The organism is Cobetia sp. 3AK (assembly GCF_029846335.1).
GTDB lineage: Bacteria > Pseudomonadota > Gammaproteobacteria > Pseudomonadales > Halomonadaceae > Cobetia > Cobetia marina.
The window spans coordinates 49,455-69,020 of sequence record NZ_JARWKR010000012.1; the positions used below are offsets into that span (position 1 = coordinate 49,455).

The 19,566-nt window shown below is 63.5% G+C and carries 17 protein-coding genes; 12 read left to right on the forward strand and 5 right to left on the reverse strand.

Features of this window, described 5'->3' with window-relative positions:
- Window positions 1-8: 8 nt before the first annotated feature.
- Window positions 9-941, reverse strand: a complete 933-nt coding sequence (locus QD228_RS15180) for a TIGR01777 family oxidoreductase (protein WP_077373400.1) — start codon at window positions 939-941, stop codon at window positions 9-11.
- A gap of 159 nt (window positions 942-1,100) precedes the next feature.
- Here QD228_RS15180 and QD228_RS15185 point away from each other — a divergent pair, with 159 nt between their 5' ends.
- The 10 genes from QD228_RS15185 to QD228_RS15230 all read left to right on the forward strand — a co-directional run bounded on the left by QD228_RS15185 (window position 1,101) and on the right by QD228_RS15230 (window position 11,005).
- The gene (locus tag QD228_RS15185; RefSeq protein WP_279875998.1) at window positions 1,101-2,252 is read left to right on the forward strand and encodes an FAD-dependent oxidoreductase; all 1,152 of its coding nucleotides are present in this window, start codon (window positions 1,101-1,103) and stop codon (window positions 2,250-2,252) included.
- Window positions 2,253-2,304: 52 nt separating this feature from the next.
- Window positions 2,305-2,691: a CbiX/SirB N-terminal domain-containing protein gene (locus QD228_RS15190; protein ID WP_084207753.1), complete on the forward strand. Its 387-nt coding sequence runs from the start codon at window positions 2,305-2,307 to the stop codon at window positions 2,689-2,691.
- Window positions 2,692-2,963: 272 nt separating this feature from the next.
- A complete protein-coding gene (locus QD228_RS15195) occupies window positions 2,964-3,875 on the forward strand; it encodes a MerR family transcriptional regulator (RefSeq protein WP_279875999.1) in 912 nt (303 codons plus the stop codon).
- 150 nt (window positions 3,876-4,025) lie between these two features.
- The gene (phrB, locus tag QD228_RS15200) at window positions 4,026-5,477 is read left to right on the forward strand and encodes a deoxyribodipyrimidine photo-lyase (protein ID WP_279876009.1); all 1,452 of its coding nucleotides are present in this window, start codon (window positions 4,026-4,028) and stop codon (window positions 5,475-5,477) included.
- Between the two features lie 89 nt (window positions 5,478-5,566).
- Window positions 5,567-6,049, forward strand: coding sequence for a nuclear transport factor 2 family protein (locus QD228_RS15205; protein ID WP_279876010.1), 483 nt, complete (start codon window positions 5,567-5,569; stop codon window positions 6,047-6,049).
- 86 nt (window positions 6,050-6,135) lie between these two features.
- Complete coding sequence (locus QD228_RS15210; protein WP_136939714.1) at window positions 6,136-6,936, forward strand: SDR family NAD(P)-dependent oxidoreductase; 801 nt, start codon at window positions 6,136-6,138, stop codon at window positions 6,934-6,936.
- A gap of 74 nt (window positions 6,937-7,010) precedes the next feature.
- Window positions 7,011-8,357: an FAD-dependent oxidoreductase gene (locus QD228_RS15215; protein WP_279876000.1), complete on the forward strand. Its 1,347-nt coding sequence runs from the start codon at window positions 7,011-7,013 to the stop codon at window positions 8,355-8,357.
- Window positions 8,354-9,184 carry a DUF1365 domain-containing protein gene (locus tag QD228_RS15220; RefSeq protein WP_077373383.1) on the forward strand — a complete coding sequence of 277 codons (831 nt, stop codon included), beginning with the start codon at window positions 8,354-8,356 and terminating at the stop codon, window positions 9,182-9,184. The genes QD228_RS15215 and QD228_RS15220 overlap by 4 nt, the downstream gene beginning before the upstream one ends.
- Before the next feature lie 10 nt (window positions 9,185-9,194).
- Window positions 9,195-10,478, forward strand: a complete 1,284-nt coding sequence (locus tag QD228_RS15225) for a cyclopropane-fatty-acyl-phospholipid synthase (RefSeq protein WP_279876001.1) — start codon at window positions 9,195-9,197, stop codon at window positions 10,476-10,478.
- Window positions 10,479-10,480: 2 nt separating this feature from the next.
- The gene (locus QD228_RS15230) at window positions 10,481-11,005 is read left to right on the forward strand and encodes a DUF2878 domain-containing protein (RefSeq protein WP_279876002.1); all 525 of its coding nucleotides are present in this window, start codon (window positions 10,481-10,483) and stop codon (window positions 11,003-11,005) included.
- A 21-nt stretch (window positions 11,006-11,026) separates the two neighbouring features.
- Here the strand turns inward: QD228_RS15230 and QD228_RS15235 are convergent, their stop codons facing one another.
- Complete coding sequence (locus tag QD228_RS15235; RefSeq protein WP_279876003.1) at window positions 11,027-12,865, reverse strand: GGDEF domain-containing phosphodiesterase; 1,839 nt, start codon at window positions 12,863-12,865, stop codon at window positions 11,027-11,029.
- 305 nt (window positions 12,866-13,170) lie between these two features.
- On the opposite strand from QD228_RS15235, the gene fabA reads away from it, so the two are divergent.
- A complete protein-coding gene (gene fabA / locus QD228_RS15240; protein WP_077373372.1) occupies window positions 13,171-13,686 on the forward strand; it encodes a 3-hydroxyacyl-[acyl-carrier-protein] dehydratase FabA in 516 nt (171 codons plus the stop codon).
- A 13-nt stretch (window positions 13,687-13,699) separates the two neighbouring features.
- Window positions 13,700-14,917, forward strand: a complete 1,218-nt coding sequence (fabB, locus tag QD228_RS15245; protein WP_077373369.1) for a beta-ketoacyl-ACP synthase I — start codon at window positions 13,700-13,702, stop codon at window positions 14,915-14,917.
- Between the two features lie 128 nt (window positions 14,918-15,045).
- Here the strand turns inward: fabB and QD228_RS15250 are convergent, their stop codons facing one another.
- The 3 genes from QD228_RS15250 to QD228_RS15260 form a co-directional block, all read right to left on the reverse strand.
- Window positions 15,046-15,807 carry a lysophospholipid acyltransferase family protein gene (locus tag QD228_RS15250; RefSeq protein WP_240499633.1) on the reverse strand — a complete coding sequence of 254 codons (762 nt, stop codon included), beginning with the start codon at window positions 15,805-15,807 and terminating at the stop codon, window positions 15,046-15,048.
- An 18-nt stretch (window positions 15,808-15,825) separates the two neighbouring features.
- A complete protein-coding gene (locus QD228_RS15255) occupies window positions 15,826-16,710 on the reverse strand; it encodes a sugar nucleotide-binding protein (RefSeq protein ID WP_077373366.1) in 885 nt (294 codons plus the stop codon).
- A gap of 62 nt (window positions 16,711-16,772) precedes the next feature.
- Window positions 16,773-19,277 carry a bifunctional diguanylate cyclase/phosphodiesterase gene (locus QD228_RS15260; RefSeq protein WP_279876004.1) on the reverse strand — a complete coding sequence of 835 codons (2,505 nt, stop codon included), beginning with the start codon at window positions 19,275-19,277 and terminating at the stop codon, window positions 16,773-16,775.
- Between the last annotated feature and the right edge of the window lie 289 nt (window positions 19,278-19,566).

A 19,566-nucleotide genomic window follows, 5' to 3' on the forward strand; every position in this document is an offset into this window, starting at 1 on the left:
CCAGGCCTTCACTTTCTCAGGATGTCGGCGAAGGCCACGTCGAGGGTCGGGTAGTCGAAGGTGAAGCCTGCGGCCAGCAGACGCGCCGGCACCATGCGGGCGCCCTCCAGCAATAGCGTGCTCATCTCTCCCAACCCCAGCTTGAGGGCCTTGGCCGGCAGCGGCAGGATCGCCGGGCGCCCCAGACCGCGCGCCAAGGCGTGGGTAAAGCCCATGTTGGTGACCGGATGCGGTGCACTGGCATTGAAGGCCCCACTCAAGTCCTCATCCTCCAGCAGACGCTCGATGATGCGGATCAGATCATGGCGGTGGATCCACGGCATGTAGTGACGGCCATCGCCGAGACGCCCACCCAAGCCGAACTTGAAGGGCGTCAACAACTTGGCGAGCGTTCCGCCATCCGCTTCCATCACCAGACCGATGCGGATGATCGCCAGGCGAACACCACAGTCCGAGACCGGCATGGCGGCCGCTTCCCAGTCGCGACACAGGCGATGATTGAAGTCATCGTGAGGCGTTGCCTGCTCGTCGATCTCGACATCACCCGGCTCGCCCGCCTTGGGCTGCGCGCCGTAATAGCCCATCGCCGAACCGGATACCATCACCTGGGGAGCCTGCCCCTCAGCCGCCAGTTGCTGACACAGCAGCACCAGATGCTCGGTGGTTTCCAGCCGCGAGCGACGCAGCTCTTGCTTGTGATCCTCGCTCCAGCGCCTCCCGGCAATCGATTCCCCCGCCAGATTGACGATGCCCTGTGGCTGCCAGTCCTTGAACATCAGCGCCGAATCCGCCGCCTTCAGGGTGATGCCCAGTTCGGCGAACTGCCGCTCGGCCCGCTCCGGACGACGTGACACCACTGCCAGCTCATGCCCGGCCGCGGCCAGTGAGCGGCAGAGTGCCTGACCGACAAATCCCGTTGCCCCCGTGATCAAGATTCGCATGCTGTCCTCCTCGGCGATGAAGCATCGAGTGTGCCAACTCTTGCCATGAATCTATACCTTTATTGTACAATCCTGCACAAGAAGTTAACTTCAAGGGATGCCGGCGTCATTTCATGCTGCATCCTCCCGGTCCATCTTCCCCAGCAGGAGCCCTGCCTGATGTCAGTATCGTCCATCGCCATCATCGGTGCCGGTATCGCCGGTCTCTCTGCTGCTTCGTACCTGGCAGCGCAGGGTCACGCGGTGACGATCTTCGAGAAGGGACGCGGCCCGGGCGGGCGTCTGGCCAGTCGGCGCACTCCCCACGGCCCCCTCGACATCGGCGCTCAGTATTTCACCGCGCGTGATCCGCGCTTCCAGTCAGCACTCGAGACATGGCGGGCAGACGGTATCGTCGCCCCTTGGGGTGACAGGCTGTTGCGTCTGGGCAAGACAGCGTCTGACACGCAGGAATGGCAGCGGCTTCGCGATGATTCTGCCCGCTATGTAGCCAGTCCGCGCATGAGCGCCCTGAGCCGCCACCTGAGCGAGGAGCTGCCGGCCAATGCCACCCTGCACACTCGCCTGCGCATCACACGCCTGATCCGCGATGAAGCGGCGGGAGGCAAGGTTCGCTGGCAGCTTGAGGACCGGGACGGCGAGCGGCATGGTCCCTTTGATCATGTGATGATCACCGCCCCGGCCCCTCAGGCCCGTGCTCTGCTGAATGACGCCGGCACCGACGCTGAAGGCAACGTGCCGGCCTCGGCGCAACAGGCCTCACACTCTCTGGCGCCCGAGCTGAGCGCCCTGCTCTCGCGGATCGAGATGGCACCCACCTGGACCGTGATGGCCGCTTTGGAGACACCGCTGCCGGCCCTGGCAGGCATCGAGGACTGGCAGGGGCTGCTGGTCAGTCGCGGAGATGACGCACCACTGCGCTGCGTGATGCGACAGCATTCGCGCCCCGGCCGCCAGCCCCCCTCGGGGGCTCGCGAGACCCTGAGCCTGCTGGCCACCGCCGGCTGGAGCCAGACTCACCTGGAAGACTCGCCTGAGGACATCTGCGCGGCACTCTGGCAAGCCTTCACGGCACTGCCCGAGATCCAGGCGCTGGGCGAGGACTGGAGTGAAGGCAAGGTATCGCTCACGGCCCATCGCTGGCGCTATGCTCATCCGACCCGCTGCGCACCTCAGGCAATGCCCGCCTCGCCGATGAGCCAGCACGGTCTGAGCCTTGCGGGCGATGCACTGAAAGGACCGCGAGTCGAAGATGCCTGGCTGTCAGGACGCGAAGCGGCAGAGCGACTGGCTGACACGCTGAACTCATGAGCCCGCGAGTTCAGAGAACTGACCCACGATCCCCCCATGACAGGAAGCCCTCATGAGCAAGACGGAACACCAGGATGATGCCTTGATCCTGCTGGCGCACGGCTCGCGTGATCCACGCTGGCGCGAGCCCTTCGAGGCACTCGAGACCTCGCTCGCCAGTCGCCTGAAGCGCCCGACACGTCTGGCCTACATGGAGCTGTGTGACCCGCTGCTGACCGACACCATCGACGCCCTGGCGGCGGACGGTGCGGCGCGTATCGACATCCTGCCGCTGTTCTTTGCGGCGGGCCGCCATCTGCGCGAAGACGTCCCCGCCATGCTCGAGACATCCCGCCAGCAGCATCCGGATTGTCCGATCACGTTGCTGGACCCGGTAGGTGCCCATCCAGCGTTTGTCGAGGCCTTGATCGAGATTGTGGAGCAACAGGACAACGCATGATGACCCGATGACCCGAGAGAGACTGCGAACCGGAAAGGCTCTGCGATGCCACCTTCAGGCCTGCGCGTCGAATATGCGACGTGAATTGACGCGTGATGCCACTTGTCAGGCCGAGGCGGCTGCGCCATCCTGAGCCCCACATGTACAGCTAATGCACAAGATGCATTGCCGGCATCCCGCAGCGCTTCGAATGCTTCAGTTCCCACTTCTGTGCTTCGTTCCTCTTCGTGCTTCATCCGGGATGCCTCGTCACCGCAGAGGTAACACCATCCATGACTGACAAGGCCACGGAAACTGCCAGCTCGCCCCTGTTTCCGATCCGTGAAGTCTCACGCCTGACCGGCGTCAATTCGGTCACGTTGAGAGCCTGGGAGCGCCGCTACGGGTTGATCGAACCGCGTCGAACGCCCAAGGGACATCGCCTGTATGCCCGCGAGGACATCGAGCGCATCGAGCACATCCTGCAGTGGCTCAACAGGGGCGTGCCCGTCAGTCAGGTGCGAGAGCTGCTGGATCAGCCCCAGCCAGAGACGACGCCGATGCCGGATGAAGGCAGCTGGGGCGGCCAGCAGCAACTGATCATGGCCGCCATCGACGCCCAGGATGAGTCTCGGCTGGCGGAGCTCTACAACCAGAGTCTGGCGCTGTATCCGGTCAACAGTGTGGTCGAACGCCTGTGGAAGCCGGTGGTCGAGCAGCTGGAGGAGCGTGGCACCACGACCTTCGGGGCCCGATTGGCACAATGTTTCCTCGAGAGCTTCCTGCGCTCACGTATCGGCGCCCGCCTGATGTTCGCGAATCAGGAGCGCCATGCCCCGCACATCACTCTGACGCGCCTGCCGGATGAACCGGGGTTGAGCTGGCTGCTGCTGCTGGCGCTGGTCGCCAGCGATGCCGGTTATCACGTCAGCCTGCTGGATGGCCCGCTGCCCCTGGCCGAGCTGCCACTGGCCGCTGAGCGGTTCCAGGCGCAGGCCGTGATCCTGGTCGGCACTCAGGCCGAGCGCAGCGATGTCATGCGCCGCCAGTTGCCGCGGGTGGCAGAACAACTCTCCGTGCCGTTGGCCATCGCTGGCCCGGCCGCCCAGATTCGCCAGCAGGAGCTGGTGGACGGGCCCCTGGAAGGTCTCGGGGCCGACCCCGTTCAAGCGGTGGTCCGCCTGAGGTCCTTGCTGGCTCGTTGATCCCCCCGAAGCTCCTGCGCGATGCACATTTCCGACCGCAAAGGAGCTTTCATGCCTGCCCCTTCTCCCACATCCCGCACAGCCACCGCCTCACGGTCTCCCGGTACGGACACCGAATCCGGGGCTGACTCCGACGCGAGCCGACAGCCTCTGCAGCTCGTGTGGCTGCGAAGCGACCTGCGCGTGCATGACAATACCGCCCTCTCGCAAGCGGCCGCACGCGGCCCGGTGGTGGCGGTGGTCATCCCCTGCTACGCCCAGTGGATGACCCATGGTCATGGTGCCAACAAGCTCGACTTCCTGCGTCGCGGTCTGCACGTCCTGCAGCAGGCACTCGCCGGCCATCACATCCCGCTCAAGGTCCTCGACTGCGACACCTTCGCGGAAGTGCCCGAAGCGCTGGCCACGCTGTGCTCGCAACTTGGCGTCCAGGCGCTGCACTTCAATGACGAGTACGCCGTCAATGAGCGCGAACGCGACAGACTCGTCCGCGCGCGCCTGGCCGACAGCGACATCCGCCTGCATCGCTACACTGACATGCTCGCCTTCACGCCCGGCGAACTGCTGACCGGCAAGGGCGATTACTACGGCGTCTTCACGCCCTTCTCCAAGCGCTGGCACAAGGAGATCGACGCGCGGCGTCTGGCGCTCAATGAGGCTCCCGCGGTGCAGGATGCGCCCCGAGACGCCGAGGGACGCGAGATTTCGGGAGACGCCATTCCCGCGCTTCCCGACACGCTCAGCGTCGACGTGGAACATGGGCCGAGCGAGCCGCTGGAGGTGGAGCGATGGCCTGCCGGCGAGGATGCCGCTCAGGAGCGCCTGGAGCGCTTCATGACCTTCCGGGCGCGCCGCTACCACGAGCAGCGCGACCTGCCCGCCACGCGCGGCACCAGCGAACTGTCCCCCTATCTGGCGCTCGGCATGATCTCGGCTCGACAGTGCTACGCGGCGGTATTGGCGGAAAACGGCAGTCTCGCCGACGGTGATGTCGGCCTGACCACCTGGGTCAACGAGCTGATCTGGCGCGAGTTCTACCAGCACATCCTGGTCGGCTTTCCGCGCGTCAATCGCCACCGCCCCTTCCAGCGCCATACCGAAGCCCTGCAATGGCGCGATGATGACGCAGGCTTCGCCGCCTGGTGCGAAGGGCGTACCGGCTACCCCATCGTCGATGCCGCCATGCGTCAGCTGGTCGAGACCGGCTGGATGCACAATCGCCTGCGCATGGTGACGGCGATGTTCCTCACCAAGCACCTGTTGATCGACTGGCGCCGTGGTGAGGCCTACTTCCTGGCACACCTGGTGGATGGTGAATTGGGGGCCAACAATGGCGGCTGGCAGTGGGCCGCCTCGACCGGCACCGATGCCGCGCCCTATTTCCGCATCTTCAACCCCACCACCCAGGGGCAACGCTTCGACAAGGACGGCGACTTCATCGCAAGCTTCGTGCCTGAGCTGGCCGAACTTCCCGCCAAGCGTCGTCACCAGCCCACGGCTGACGACTGCCATGCCTGTGGCTACCCGCGCCCGATCGTCGACCACAAGGCCGCCCGCCAGCGAGCCCTCGATGCCTTCAAGGCGCTCACCAGAAGCGAGTGACCCTGCCAGGCGGCCTGCTGATCTCCAGCGGGCCGCTTTTTCATTGTCTCGACGTCAGGAGCACAGCCATGCAATCGCTGCCCCCCGAGATGAGCCCGGCGCTGGTTCGGGTCTGTCGCCTTTACGAAAAGCTGGACAAAACCTCTACAGAGCTGCTGAAATCAGTCTATAGTGACGATGTCGTTTTTCGCGACCCTCTGCACGAAGTTCAGGGCCTCGAAGCGCTCAACCAGTATTTCTCAGGGTTGTACACGAATGTCTCATCGATTGATTTCGTGTTTCATCATCCGCTGGGCCCGACTCGGCCAGAGCCAGCCGCCACGTCGCATGAGGCACCGAACACGTGGGAGAGCGCGGAGCAGGGACTGGCATGGTTGAGCTGGACGATGACCTATCGCCATCCGCGCCTGAACGGCGGCAGCGATATCGTGGTGGAAGGTGCCTCACGCCTCGAATTCCGACACGGCAAGGTATGTCGGCACCGTGACTTCTTCGATGCCGGCGAGCTGCTCTACGAGCAGGTGCCGTTGCTGGGCAAGGTGATCAGGCTGCTCAAGCGACGCATGGACTGATGTGCCCCCAGGCACGCAGATGACATCCCCCACCGACAGTCAAGCGGTGCGCTCATCGCGACAGGCGAACACGCCAAGGAGAGAGAATGCCCAGTCAAGCCAGGCCCCCAGCCACGACACGCAAGCGCATCTGGTTGACCGGTGCCAGCTCCGGGATCGGTGAAGGGCTGGCGCGTCGCCTGCTGGCCGATGGGCATCGTGTCGTGCTGAGCGCACGCTCCACCGACAAGCTGAAGGCCATCGCGGCCGACGCCGAACAAGGCCCCGGTGATGCACTGGTGATCACGCTGGATCTCACCGACCGTGACGCCATCCGCACGGCCGCACAACAGATCGAGGAAGACTTCGGTGGACTCGACCTGATGCTCCTCAACGCAGGTACCTGCGAATATCTGGATGCACGTGATTTCGAGGCCGACCTGGTTCACCGAGTCTTCGCCACCAATTTCCAGGCAGCCGTGGATGTGATCGAGAGCGCGCTGCCCCTGCTTCGCACGGCTGCCGCGCAGGGGGGAGAGCGGCCACAGCTGGCGGCGGTGTCGAGTGCCTCGGCCTACCTGCCGCTGCCACGCGCCGAAGCCTACGGAGCTTCCAAGGCTGCAGTGAGCTACTTCCTCGAGTCGCTGCGGCTGGACCTGGATGCCCAGGGGATCGATGTCAGCGTGATTCATCCGGGCTTCGTCAAGACACCGCTGACCGAGCGCAATGACTTCCCGATGCCGATGCAGGTCACGGTCGATCAGGCCGTCGAGGCGATCGTGTCAGGGCTGGCGCGTCACCGGCTCGATATCCACTTCCCCAGGCGCTTCACGCTGCTGGTGAAGCTGCTGGGCATTCTACCGCCGACATTGCGCCGCCAGATCGGACTGCGCATGACGCGAGATTGACCGACATCAGGCATGCGAATGCCTGCCACGAACAGCATGTTTCTTGATCGCAGGTCTTCCTTCTCTGGAGTGGCATGAATACAACGACGTCACAGGCAACAGCTCCTCTTCCCCGCCAGCGGATCGCCGTCATCGGCAGCGGCATCAGCGGCATGGCAGCGGCCTACTACCTCAGTCGTCACCACGAGGTACATGTCTTCGAGTCGGCCGAGCGTCTCGGCGGCCACACTGCGACCATGGACGTGCAGACCGCCGATGGCAGCGAATGGGCCATCGATACCGGATTCATCGTCTTCAACGACCGCACCTATCCCCACTTCCAGCGCCTGCTGGAGCGTCTCGATGTCGCCTACCAGCCCACCGAGATGAGCTTCTCGGTACACACCACCGCCGAGGACTTCGAGTACAACGGCCATACGCTGCTGTCGTTGTTCGCCCAGAAACGCAACCTGCTGCGTCCGCGCTTCTATCGACTGCTGCGTGACATCCTGCGCTTCAATCAGCAGGCCGCGGCGGACCTGGACAGCGGCAGGCTCGCCGAGGACGCGACCCTGGGCAGCTATCTCGACGCCAACGACTACTCGCAGGTGTTTCGTGAGCATTATCTGCTGCCGATGGGCGCGGCGATCTGGTCCGCCAGCATCGCGGACATCGAGCGCTTCCCGCTGCAGTTCTTCGTGCGCTTCTTCCGCCATCACGGCCTGCTGTCGATCAACGATCGTCCCCAGTGGTTCACGCTGATCGGTGGGTCACGCAGCTACATCGCCCCGCTGACCGAGGGCTATGCCGAGCGCATTCACCTCAACAGCGAGATCCGCCAGATACGGCGCGATGTCGACGGCGTGACACTGGAACACGTCGATGGGCGCTGCGAACGCTTCGATCAGGTGGTGCTGGCCTGTCATGCGCCTCAGGCACTGGCTCTGCTGAAAGACGCCAGCGCCCGTGAGCAGGACGTGCTCTCGGTGATCACGACCCAGCGCAATGACGTAGTGATGCACACCGACACCTCCCTGCTGCCCAGGCGCCGTGAGGCCTGGGCGAGCTGGAACTACCGTCTCGATGGCCGGGATGACGCCCAGCGAGCCAGCGTCACCTACGACATGAACATCCTGCAGCGCCTCGATGAGCGCGACTATCCGCCTCGAGAGACCTTCTGCATCACGCTCAACGACAGCGATGCCATCGACCCCGCCCTCGTACTGGGCCGTTACGCCTATGATCACCCGCGCTTCACGCTTGAGGCCGAGGCCGCCAAGCAGCGCTTCATGGAGATCTCCGGTGTCTCGCCACGGCCTGGTGGCCCGGTGGGACGCACCCATTTCTGTGGTGCCTGGTGGCGCAACGGCTTCCATGAAGATGGCGTGTGGAGTGCATTGCGCGTCGCCGAGGCACTGGGTGCCCGCGAGGCAGACGATTGAAGGCGCCCGCCAGCCGTATCGGCTACGGCACGCTGCGCCATCGCCGCCATGCGCCGCGCCAGCATGCCTTTCGCTATCGCGTCGCGATGGCGTGGCTGGCGCTGGATGAGCTGCCGGACCTGATGGCAGGCCGGCGTCTGGCAAGCGCCAGTCGGGCGGCACCGCTGGCCTTTCGCGAGCGCGACCATCTCCCGGCAGCCCTGCACGGTCTGACGGATGGCCCATTGATCGAGCGTGTCCATGAGGCTTGTCGACGCGAGCTCGCCATGGCGGGCGATCATGCGCCCCTGCCGCAAGGCCGCATCTTCCTGCTGACCCAGCTGCGGCATTTCGGGGTGGGCTTCAACCCGATCCGACTCTATTACCTCTACCACGCGACGGGCCAGCTGGGCGCCGTGCTCGGTGAGGTGACCAACATTCCCTGGGGCGAGCGTGTGCTGTATGCCTCGCGCACCGATTCGCGACGGCGCATGCATTCGGCGCATTTCGACAAGCGCCTGCATGTCTCTCCCTTCATGCCGATGGGCATGCGCTATCACTGGCGCTTCAATGACCCCAGCAACGATGAGCTCCTGTTGCACATGGAAAATCATCCACTGGGCGAGGAAGTGACACGCAAGCCCGGGGAATCACTCTTCGATGCCAGCCTGAGCCTGCATCTGGAACCCGCGACTCCACGCGCCATGACCCGCCTGCTGCTGCGCTTCCCGTGGATGACGCTCAAGACCGTGGCAGGCATCCATTACGAGGCGCTGCGTCTGGCGCTCAAGCGCGTGCCGATCTTCGATCATCCGCGCCCTCAGCCAGAGACTCGGCATCCGTCATGAGGACATCACCATGAGCCAGTTTGAACCCGTTCCCCCCAGTCCGGTGGCAATCCCCCGTCACGATGACCGCCTGACCCGCCTGCTGCGCCCTCGGCTGCTGCGCATGCTCGACAGACTCGAGGGCGGCAGCCTGACCGTGCTGGAAGGTCGTGAGCGCCATGTGCTGGGGCAAGGGGGGCCACGTGACATCACGCTGCGCATCCACGATTCGCGCGCCTGGCGGCGCATGGCACTGGGGGGCACCGTCGCGGCGGCGGAAGCCTACATGGACGGTCAGTGGGAGACGGATGATCTGGTGGGGCTGGTGCGTCTGTTCGCCTTCAATCTGGAACAGGTCAATGACTCGGTGGACAGCGGGACCTCGCGCCTTTCCAAGTGGGCGCTGAGTATCGCCTACGCGCTGGCGCGCAATACCCTGGCGGGCTCGAAGCGCAATATCTCGGCGCACTACGATCTTGGCAACGACCTCTTCGCGCTGTTCCTCGATCGCGAGCACCGCATGTACTCCGCGGCGGTCTTTCCGCATCCCCAGGCAGACCTCGAGGAAGCCTCGACGCACAAGCTGGAGCGACTGTTCGACCTGCTGGAGCTGGGGCCACAGCATCACCTGCTGGAGATCGGTACCGGCTGGGGCGGCCTTGCCATCCATGCTGCCCGAACGCGCGGCTGTCACGTGACCACCACCACCATCTCCGATGAGCAGCATGCCTATACGGCGGCACGCATCGCCGAGGAAGGACTGGAAGACCGCATCACGCTGCTCAAGCAGGATTATCGTGCCCTCGAAGGCCGCTTCGACCGTATCGTCTCGGTGGAGATGATCGAGGCGGTCGGGCATCAGTATCTGCCGACCTACCTGAAGACTCTCGAGCGACTCCTCAAGCCCGAAGGCCTGATCGCCCTGCAGGCCATCACGATCCGTGATCAACGTTTCGCGGCCGCCAGCCGCGAGATGGATTTCATCAAGCGCTACATCTTCCCGGGCGGCTTCCTGCCCTCACATGGCGCCATACTGGGTGCCATGCAACGTGATACCCAGCTGAATCTGCTGACACTCGAGGATATCGGCCTGCATTACGCGGCCACGCTCAAGGCGTGGGGGCAGCGTTTCGAGGCACGCCTCGACGATGTCTATGCACAGGGGTATGACGAACGCTTCGTGCGAATGTGGCGCTACTACCTGGCCTACTGTGAAGGGGGCTTCCGGGAGCGCACCATCGGCACCTGTCAGCTGCTGCTGGGAGGCCCGGGCGCGCGCCCGGTGCAGATGGGACTCAAGGACTGGAACGCCTGAACGTGCTCTCTCCACGCATCACCCCACTGCTGAATGCCGGGCTGTTTCAGCTTGGCTGGTTCAGCTGCGTGCTGGGGGGCGCCTGGGTCGCACTGCTGGTCACCCCGCTCATTCTGGCCGCGCATCTGGGCTGGGTCGTCCCACAGGCCCGGCGCGCACGAGAGCTGCGATGGCTGGGGGGCTTTCTGGCACTGGGCATGGTGGTGGACGGCGGCCTGACCCTGGCCGGTGGCTACTCGCTGCCAGCCACCGCGCCGGACTGGACACACTGGCTGCCGCTGCCCGTGTGGATGTGGTGCCTGTGGCCGCTGTTCGCCAGTACCATACATCATGCATTGCACTGGCTATGGCAGCGCCCATGGCTCGCCGCCATCGGCGGGGCGACAAGCGCGCCCCTGTCCTATTACGGCGGCGCTCAGCTCGCTGACGTCACGCTCGCCGATTGGCTGTTGCCGGCACAGGCCCTCATCTGGGGCGGGCTATGCCTGGCCATCTCGCGCTGGAAGCTGGCCCAGACAGGCACATGATGTCCGTGCATCGAGGCGGCTTCAGGCCATGGCCATGGACAACTGGCCGGATTCATAGCCATTGAGACGCTCGATGACATCCGCCGCCGGCGCGGGACGGGAGAAGTAGAAGCCCTGAATCCAGCCACAACCGTGCAATACCAGGTATTCACGCTGCTCTGCCGTCTCGACACCCTCCGCGATCATCTCCATGCCCAGCCCCTTGGCCATCGCCAATACCGCCATGGTGATGGCCGCATCGGAGCGCTCCCCCGGCAAGCTGCGAATGAAGGCCCGATCCAGCTTGAGCTTGTCCACTGGCAGATCCTTCAGATAGGACAGCGACGAATAGCCGGTCCCGAAATCATCCACCGCGATCTGGTGGCCTCTGCTGCGCAGGGTCGCCAGCCGGCGCGAGATGTCACCGGCGCGCTCATCCAGCAACACCGATTCGGTCAATTCCAGGCCGATGCTGTCCGCCGGCACGTCATACTCCAGCAGCAGCGCGGCCAGCGAGGCCTCGAAATTGCCCTGTATCAGCTGCAGTGCCGAGACATTCACCCAGATGCACAGGCGGTGTCCCGCACGTCGCCAGTTCGCCTGCTGCTGCACGGCCTCGCGCAGCACCCAGTTGCCCAGTCGCAGCATCAGGCCATGGCGCTCGGCCAGCGGAACGAAATCAGCAGGTGACACCGGCCCACGCAATGGATGCTGCCAGCGCAGCAGCGCCTCGACACTGCTCACCTTGCCGGTACTGGCCTGATGCTGACACTGGTAGTGCAACTGCAACTGGCCATGGCTCTCGAGCGCTGCCCGTAGATCGTTGGCCAATCCCAGCTGGAGATCGGCACCGGAGTCCAGCGCCGGCTGGAAGCGCATGTCGATATTGCGACCGTGGCGCTTGGCGGCGTAGAGCGCGCTTTCCAGGCGCTGCATCACCACTTCGGGATCACGCCCGTCCTCCGGTGCACGACAGCTGCCGATCGAGAGCGCCAGGTGGAGAATCTGATCGTCCACTTCCAGTGGCTGGGTCAGCGTCGAGCGCAGCTCTTCGATCCACTCACCGTGGTCTCCCCCCGCCGTGGTTCGCAGAATCACGAACTCGTCACCGCCGATGCGTCCTGCGACACCGCCGCGTGCCAGCTCCGTGAGGCGCCGCGCGAACAGCTTGAGCAGACGGTCTCCCCCCTCGGTGCCCAGCGAGTCGTTGATGCTCTTGAGGGCGTCGATGTCGATCAGCGCCAGGTCCAGGGCTTCCCCGGCCCGCAAGCTGCCCAGACGACTCACCATCAGGTCACTCAGACGACGTCGATTGGGCAGGCCGGTCAGAGTGTCCTCCAGCCCGATGCGCTGCAGGTCTTCCTCCCGCGCCTTGTGGCGCGAGATATCCGAGAACAGCGCGATGTGGAACACCTCTCCCGCGCGCTCCATGCGTCGCGCCCTCAGCCACTCAGGGTACTCATCGCCCTGCTTGCGCCGGTTCCAGACCTCGCCCTCCCAATAGCCATGCACCGCCAGGGCCTGCCAATAGCGGCGATAGAAGTCCTCGTCATGGCGACCCGAGGACAGCAGGGAGGGGTTGCGCCCGATGATCTCCTCCGGCGCGTAGCCGGTGATCCGACTGAAGGCGGCATTCACCGCCAATACCTTGTTCTGACTATCACTGATCAGGAGTCCATCGCTGCTGAGGTGCACGGCCGCCTCCAGCAACTCGCGCCGCAGATGCAGTCGGCGCATCAACCGCAGGATGTCCGCGCCTGCCAGGATGACCGGTATCAGCGCGCACAGTCGCAGTTCGAGGCCTGGCAGCCACGGCATCAGGCACAGGGCAATGACTCCCCCCCAGATGAGGGGGCGATTGAAGGAAGCATTCGGCCACATACCGGACCCTCGGTCGAGATGACGATATCCACTACACGGTTTCATCATGCAAATGGCCACTTCACAGCCAGGCTGGCCCGCGCACCAATGCTGCCCATTCTCCACGGAAATGTCATGCCAGCCCGCTGACACCCATCGTCTTATCGACTGGCACGTCAAAAGCTGAAGCAGATATTTGCACCGCCCCATGGTGCCCTTTAGTCTGCCCCCCACGTGCATTCAGTGGGGCCAGCCATTAGACTAGCCCCATTCGGGCGTTGTTACGCCCCGTACGGCATAACCATCCCGCTACTCGGAATGACTCAGTGACCAAGCAACACTCCTTTACTCGCGACGAGCTGCTGGCCTGCGGCCAGGGCGAACTCTTCGGCCCGGGCAATGCGCAACTGCCTGCTCCCAACATGCTGATGCTGGATCGCATCACTCACATCAGTGAGGAAGGCGGTAGCCACGGCAAGGGGCAGTTGATCGCTGAGCTCGATATCACTCCGGACCTGTGGTTCTTCGACTGCCACTTCCCGGGCGATCCGGTCATGCCGGGCTGCCTGGGCCTCGATGCCATGTGGCAACTGGTCGGGTTCCACCTCGGCTGGCTTGGCAACCCGGGCCGCGGTCGTGCGCTGGGCTGCGGAGAAGTGAAATTCTCCGGTCAGGTCCTGCCGACCGCCAAGAAGGTGACCTACACCATCAACATCAAGCGGGTCATCACTCGCAAGCTGATCCTCGGCATCGCCGATGGCACAGTCACCGTTGATGGCCGCGACATCTATCAGGCCAACGACCTGCGCGTCGGTCTGTTCACCTCCACTGCGAACTTCTGAACGGGAGGCTCCCATGCGTAGAGTGGTAGTCACCGGGCTGGGCATTGTTTCCTGCCTGGGCAATGATCGCCAGCAGGTCCTGGAATCCCTCCAAGAGGGACGTTCCGGTATCCGCCGCAAAGAGGAATACGCCGAGCTTGGCTTCCGCAGCCAGGTCGCGGGCGTAGTCGACATCAACCTCGAAGACCATATCGATCGCAAGCAACTGCGTTTCATGGGAGATGCCGCGGCGTATGCCTACATCTCCATGGAGCAGGCGATCGCTGATTCCGGCCTGAGCCCGGAGCAGGTCTCCAACGAGCGTACCGGCCTGATCGCCGGTTCCGGTGGCGCATCTTCCGCCAACCAGGTCGAGGCCGCTGACATCATGCGCGCCAAGGGCCTGCGCCGCGTCGGACCGTACCGCGTCACCCGCACCATGGGCTCCACCGTCTCCGCGTGTCTGGCCACGCCGTTCAAGATCAAGGGCATCAACTACTCGATCTCCTCGGCCTGTGCGACATCGGCTCACTGCATCGGCAGCGCTGTCGAGCAGATCCAGCTGAACAAGCAGGACGTGGTCTTCGCTGGCGGCGGTGAAGAAGAACACTGGACACTGTCCTGCCTGTTCGATGCCATGGGCGCGCTCTCCACCAGTTACAACGACTCGCCGGAAACCGCGTCTCGTCCGTACGACACCACCCGTGACGGCTTCGTCATCGCTGGCGGTGGCGGCATGCTGGTCCTGGAAGAGCTGGAGCACGCCAAGGCACGTGGCGCCAAGATCTACGCCGAAGTGACAGGCTACGGCGCAACGTCAGACGGCCACGACATGGTGGCACCGTCCGGTGAAGGCGCCGCACGCTGCATGCGTCAGGCGATGGCAACCGTAAATGGCAAGATCGACTACATCAACACTCACGGCACCTCGACGCCAGTGGGTGATGTCGCCGAACTCAAGGCCATCCAGGAAGTCTTCGGTGCGGACAGCCCGGCGATGAGCTCCACCAAGTCGCTGACCGGCCACTCTCTGGGCGCCACTGGCGTGCAGGAAGCCATCTACTCGCTGCTGATGATGGAGAACGACTTCATTGCCGCCTCCGCCAACGTCAGCGAACTGGATGAACGCGCCGACGGCCTCGATATCGTCACCACTCGTCGTGATGGCGTGAAGATCGAGCGTGTGCTCTCCAACAGCTTCGGCTTCGGTGGCACCAACGCCTGTCTGATCCTGGAGCGCTTCCAGGACTGAGATAATGGATCTCTGACCGGTGATGCATGACACGAAAAGGCCGCCCCTGGGGCGGCCTTTTTGCTGGTGGCGAGCTATCGGCTGGCTTTCACATCACTTCACCGCCCGACTTCCTCCAATCGGAGCGCTCAGACGCCCACGCTGTCTGCCGGTGCCTTTTCCTCGAGTGGCGGACGTGGAGTGCGGGATATCCGCTGCAAGGTGTCTTCCACCCACCCCTCGACATCCGCGATCACCGCATCCGGCTTGCGGCCGGTGGTCTCGATCGCAGGCCCGAAGACGACATGCAGGGTGCCAGAACGCTTGATCCAGCTGTCATTGGGCCAGATCTCGCCTGCATTATGGGCCACCGGGACGACCGGCACTCCAGCACGACAGGCAATCGCGGCACCTGACTTGTTGAATTTCTTGCGCGTCCCCGGTGCCAGGCGCGTCCCTTCCGGGAAGATCAGCACCGTGAAGCCATCCTTGAGCCGCTGCGTTCCTACGCTCAACACCTGCTTGAGCGCCTTGGCGGGCTGCTTGCGGTCCAGCGGAATCGGCTCAAGCAGCTTGAGACCCCAACCGAAGACGGGAATCTTGAGCAACTCCTGCTTGAGCACGGTGCACAGCGGCCGCTTGACCACCTGCAGATAGATGGTTTCCCACTCACTCTGGTGGTTGGAGAGCAGAACGCATGCCCCTTCGGGCAGCTGCTCACGTCCGCTGACCTCTACCCTGACGCCACAGGTGAGACGGAACCACCAGAGCACAAGGTGGTTGTAACTATGCAGAACGCGATAACGTGCCTTGAGCGGCAAGCAGGCTGCCACGGGTACCAGCACCAGGGCACTGAGCAGCAACGCCATGAAATAACCGAAGTAAAACAACACACTACGCAGTGCATTCACAGTAAAGATCTCCGCACGTCAGACATCCTCTTGAGGTGAGGTCACCGGGGTGCGCTGTGCCACCCAATCGTCCAGCAGACGGGACAGCTCCAGCCGCCAGGGTTTCTGATGCACCCCGAAGGTCTCCAGCACTCGTCGACAGTTGAGCACTCGGCGCAGCGGAGTTCCCGAGTTGAGCGTCAACGCCTTGATCGGGCCGGGTGATACCTCCTCCCCGATCCCCTCGAGCCGAGTGATCAGCTGAGTCCGCACCACGCTGATGAAGGCGTAACTGCTGACAGGCTCGGTACCCGCCAGATGATAGGCGCCCCAGGAACCCGCACCGCAACGTTGCTGTTGCAGCATGCCGACCAGCGCCATGGCCACGGCGTCGACACTGGTCGGGCACAAAATGACGTCTTCCGCAGCCCGGACTTCCTGACCCGCGAGCAACGACTCGATCAGCGTCGGCAGCCAGGCATCACGGCCGTCAGGGCCGAACAACGGCCCGAGACGCACGATCAGATGGCTCGGCAATTCGGCGCGGATGCGGTCGCCCGTGGCGATGACCCGACGCAATGCCGTATCGATGGGGGATGGCACCTCTTCCTCATCGAGCAAGCCTTCCCCGCCCTGCTCGAACATCTGGTCCGCCACGCACCACACCAGCGGCGTGTCTGTCTCGACACAGGCCGCCAGCACGGCTTCCACGTGCTCGGCATGCGCCGTGACGTCTGCCGGTGCCGAGTCCGCAGGACTGACGAAGGGAGGCACGATCACCACATCCGCGCGATGCGAGCGAATATCACTGGCGTCGATACGCACGGCATCGAGCACTTGAAGCTCGAGATCCGTACGGGTGTTGGCCACTCGGGCCAGGCCGAGGCTCAGGCAATGCCCGGCATCCAGCAGCAAGAGTTTCACAGGCACACTCCGGCAAACAGACGCATCGGCACGAAGCGTGCCGATGCAAAGGCGACATTCTATCAACCTTGCAGGCTGGCTGCAGGCCCGTTGTCGCGCCGGGGACCAGAAGTGAGCAACACCCCTCCCAGCGGCTGGGGGCGACCGATACCATAGCCCTGAACGAGATCGACACCGATCTGCTCAAGTGCCGGCAGCAAGTCACGTCGCTCCACGTATTCGGCGATGGTGACGATGCCCATCTGGGCACAGATGCGGCAGATGGCCGAGACGATGGCAGCGTCCAGGCTGTCACGGGTCAGATTGCGCACGAAGGCGCCATCGATCTTGAGCTGATTGACGGGCAACTCCTTGAGATAGGCGAAAGAGGACATTCCGCTGCCGAAATCGTCCAGCGAGAAGCTGCAGCCAAGGCGACGAATGCCACGAATGAATTCGCGTGCTTGCGCCAGATTGCTGATGGCGGCCGTCTCGGTGATCTCGAAGCACAATCGCTCAGGCGCCACGCCACTCTCCTCGATCATGGTGATCAGCTGATCGCGCAATGGCATGTCACTCAGGCTTTGCCCCGAGAGATTGATGGCCAGGATGGCGTCTTCTTCAATGCGCCCGTCATTGGATTTCAGTACCTGCAGCGCTTCAGTGACGACCCAGACATCAATGGCAGGCATCAGCCCGAAGCGCTCGGCAGTGCCCATGAAGTGGGCCGGGGTCATATGCTCGCCCTCGGCATTGACGTAGCGCAGCAATACTTCGTAGTAAGGCCCACTGGACGGGCGGCACAACGATTCAATCGGCTGGATATAGAGCGTGAAGAAGCGTTTCTCCAGCGCTTCCTGCAACAGAGGCAACCATTGGAGCTCGCGCTGGGCACGCTCGAGCCCGGCATCTTCCTCGTGATAGGCATGCACCTGGTTGCGACCATTCTGCTTGGCCATGTAACAGGCCGCGTCGGCCTGACGCAGCACTTCCGTGGCCGGTGCACTCCCCGTGATGGACGCCAGGCCGATGCTGACACCCAGCTGGAACTGACGCCCATCCTCGAGATAACGATAATCCGCGATGGTCGAGCAGAGTCTCGAGGCGCGCTCCAGTGCCTGTTCACGATTGCATCGGTAGAGGATGACCGCGAATTCATCGCCTCCCAGACGGGCGAGCACATCAGAATCCCGGATCTGCTCGCGCATCAGATGCGCAATCTCGCGCAGCACGGTATCCCCCGCTGCATGACCGCAGGTGTCGTTGATGACCTTGAAGAAGTCGAGATCCAGATACAGCAATTGATGCAGATCGCCGTCTTCCAGCGAGGCCCCCAGAGCATCATCGAAGGCACTGCGGTTCTGCAGCCCCGTCAGACTGTCATGATGGGCCTGGAAATCGAGCCGACGAATCATCGCCTGGCGATAACTGATGTCACGGAAGACCAGCACGGCACCTTCCACCTCATCATTGCGAGCGCGTACCGGAGACGCCTTGAGCTCTATCGCACACTCACTGCCATCCCTGGCGACCAGCAGGGTCTGGTTCGCCATGTGCACGACCTCCCCGCGGCTGAGCACGACATCCAGGTGGGTATCCATCATGTGGAGGGAGCCCTCATGGCGCAATTGCAGAATGCGCGCCCAGGGGCGGCCCCGGGCCAGCGCGGGATCCCAGCCACACAATTCTGCCGCGATGGGATTGATGTGGCGGATCATTCCCTCCCGATCAAGGCTGATCACCCCTTCATCGATGGAATCCAGCATCACGGTCACCTGATCCCGTTCGTGACGCAATTCCCGGGTGCGGTACTCCAGCAGACCGCTCAACCGCGCCCGATAGTGTCGACTGCGCCGCACACGACTTTCTGCCTTCAGCGCCAGCAACGTCAGTCCCAGCACGGCCAGTGAGGCAACCCCGAGTATCACTGCCAGCCAGACATGCTGCCCTTCCCCCGGACGAAGCGGGGGAGCCGGCATCACCGAGTCAGGCACCACTTCCATCGCCGCCATGCCCAGATAGTGCATCCCTGCGATCGCTCCCCCCATCAGCAACGCAGCAAGGGCCTGATAACTGCGACGCGGCCGGCGTTGATGCAGAAAGAGCCCTCCAAGCCACAGCGCAGCCGTCGAGGCGATGACGGCCACCAGAATCGACAGTCCCAACAACGGGGCATCGTAGCGATACGCCATCGGCATCTGCATCGCCGCCATGCCGAGATAGTGCATCGAAGCGATCCCGCCCCCCATCACCGCTCCGCTGCCAAACAGCCATGGCAGCGTCAAGCGCGACAGCGTGTTGGCCCACAGCGCCAGTCCGGAAGAGAGCACGGCCACCATCATCGAGAGTAGCGTCAAGCCCCACTCATAGGTGACCGACGTACCGATGTCATAGGCCAGCATGCCGATGAAATGCATTGACCAGATGCCCAGGCCCATCGCCAGAGCCCCACCCAGCAGCCACCCCAGGCGACTGGCACGCGACACCGACAGCGCGACCTGCCGAATCAGCTGCAAGGCAGCATGAGATGCCAGTACCGCGACCAGAATGGAAAGCAATACCAGTGAGGGGGAATAGCTACCATGCATGAATGACCTCAATCATCGGGGGCCTGCCAAGGGGAACGAGCTGAAAGTGGACATACACTTGAAACGATAGTTTACCTGCAAGGTACGGAACTGCCTGATTTTTTCCTCCACGCTCAGTGTCCTCAAGCGAGACGACAGCGTAATGGCCCGATCATCGGACTCGGGGCATACCCCCTTACGCTCGCAGAGCGACTTTGGATGTATCGGCCGATATCCTGGCAGATGGAGGGGGATGCCTGAAAACCTCCCCGCCCTCTCACGCAGTACCCTCGATACCTCGAGAGGTTTC

Bases quoted from the DNA above. Each gene is read 5' to 3' on its own strand.
- QD228_RS15180 (WP_077373400.1), bottom strand. From the start codon at position 941: ATGCGAATCTTGATCACGGGGGCAACGGGATTTGTCGGTCAGGCACTC.
- QD228_RS15185 (WP_279875998.1), top strand. From the start codon at position 1,101: ATGTCAGTATCGTCCATCGCCATCATCGGTGCCGGTATCGCCGGTCTC.
- QD228_RS15190 (WP_084207753.1), top strand. From the start codon at position 2,305: ATGAGCAAGACGGAACACCAGGATGATGCCTTGATCCTGCTGGCGCAC.
- QD228_RS15195 (WP_279875999.1), top strand. From the start codon at position 2,964: ATGACTGACAAGGCCACGGAAACTGCCAGCTCGCCCCTGTTTCCGATC.
- QD228_RS15205 (WP_279876010.1), top strand. From the start codon at position 5,567: ATGAGCCCGGCGCTGGTTCGGGTCTGTCGCCTTTACGAAAAGCTGGAC.
- QD228_RS15210 (WP_136939714.1), top strand. From the start codon at position 6,136: ATGCCCAGTCAAGCCAGGCCCCCAGCCACGACACGCAAGCGCATCTGG.
- QD228_RS15215 (WP_279876000.1), top strand. From the start codon at position 7,011: ATGAATACAACGACGTCACAGGCAACAGCTCCTCTTCCCCGCCAGCGG.
- QD228_RS15225 (WP_279876001.1), top strand. From the start codon at position 9,195: ATGAGCCAGTTTGAACCCGTTCCCCCCAGTCCGGTGGCAATCCCCCGT.
- QD228_RS15235 (WP_279876003.1), bottom strand. From the start codon at position 12,865: ATGTGGCCGAATGCTTCCTTCAATCGCCCCCTCATCTGGGGGGGAGTC.
- fabB (WP_077373369.1), top strand. From the start codon at position 13,700: ATGCGTAGAGTGGTAGTCACCGGGCTGGGCATTGTTTCCTGCCTGGGC.
- QD228_RS15260 (WP_279876004.1), bottom strand. From the start codon at position 19,277: ATGCATGGTAGCTATTCCCCCTCACTGGTATTGCTTTCCATTCTGGTC.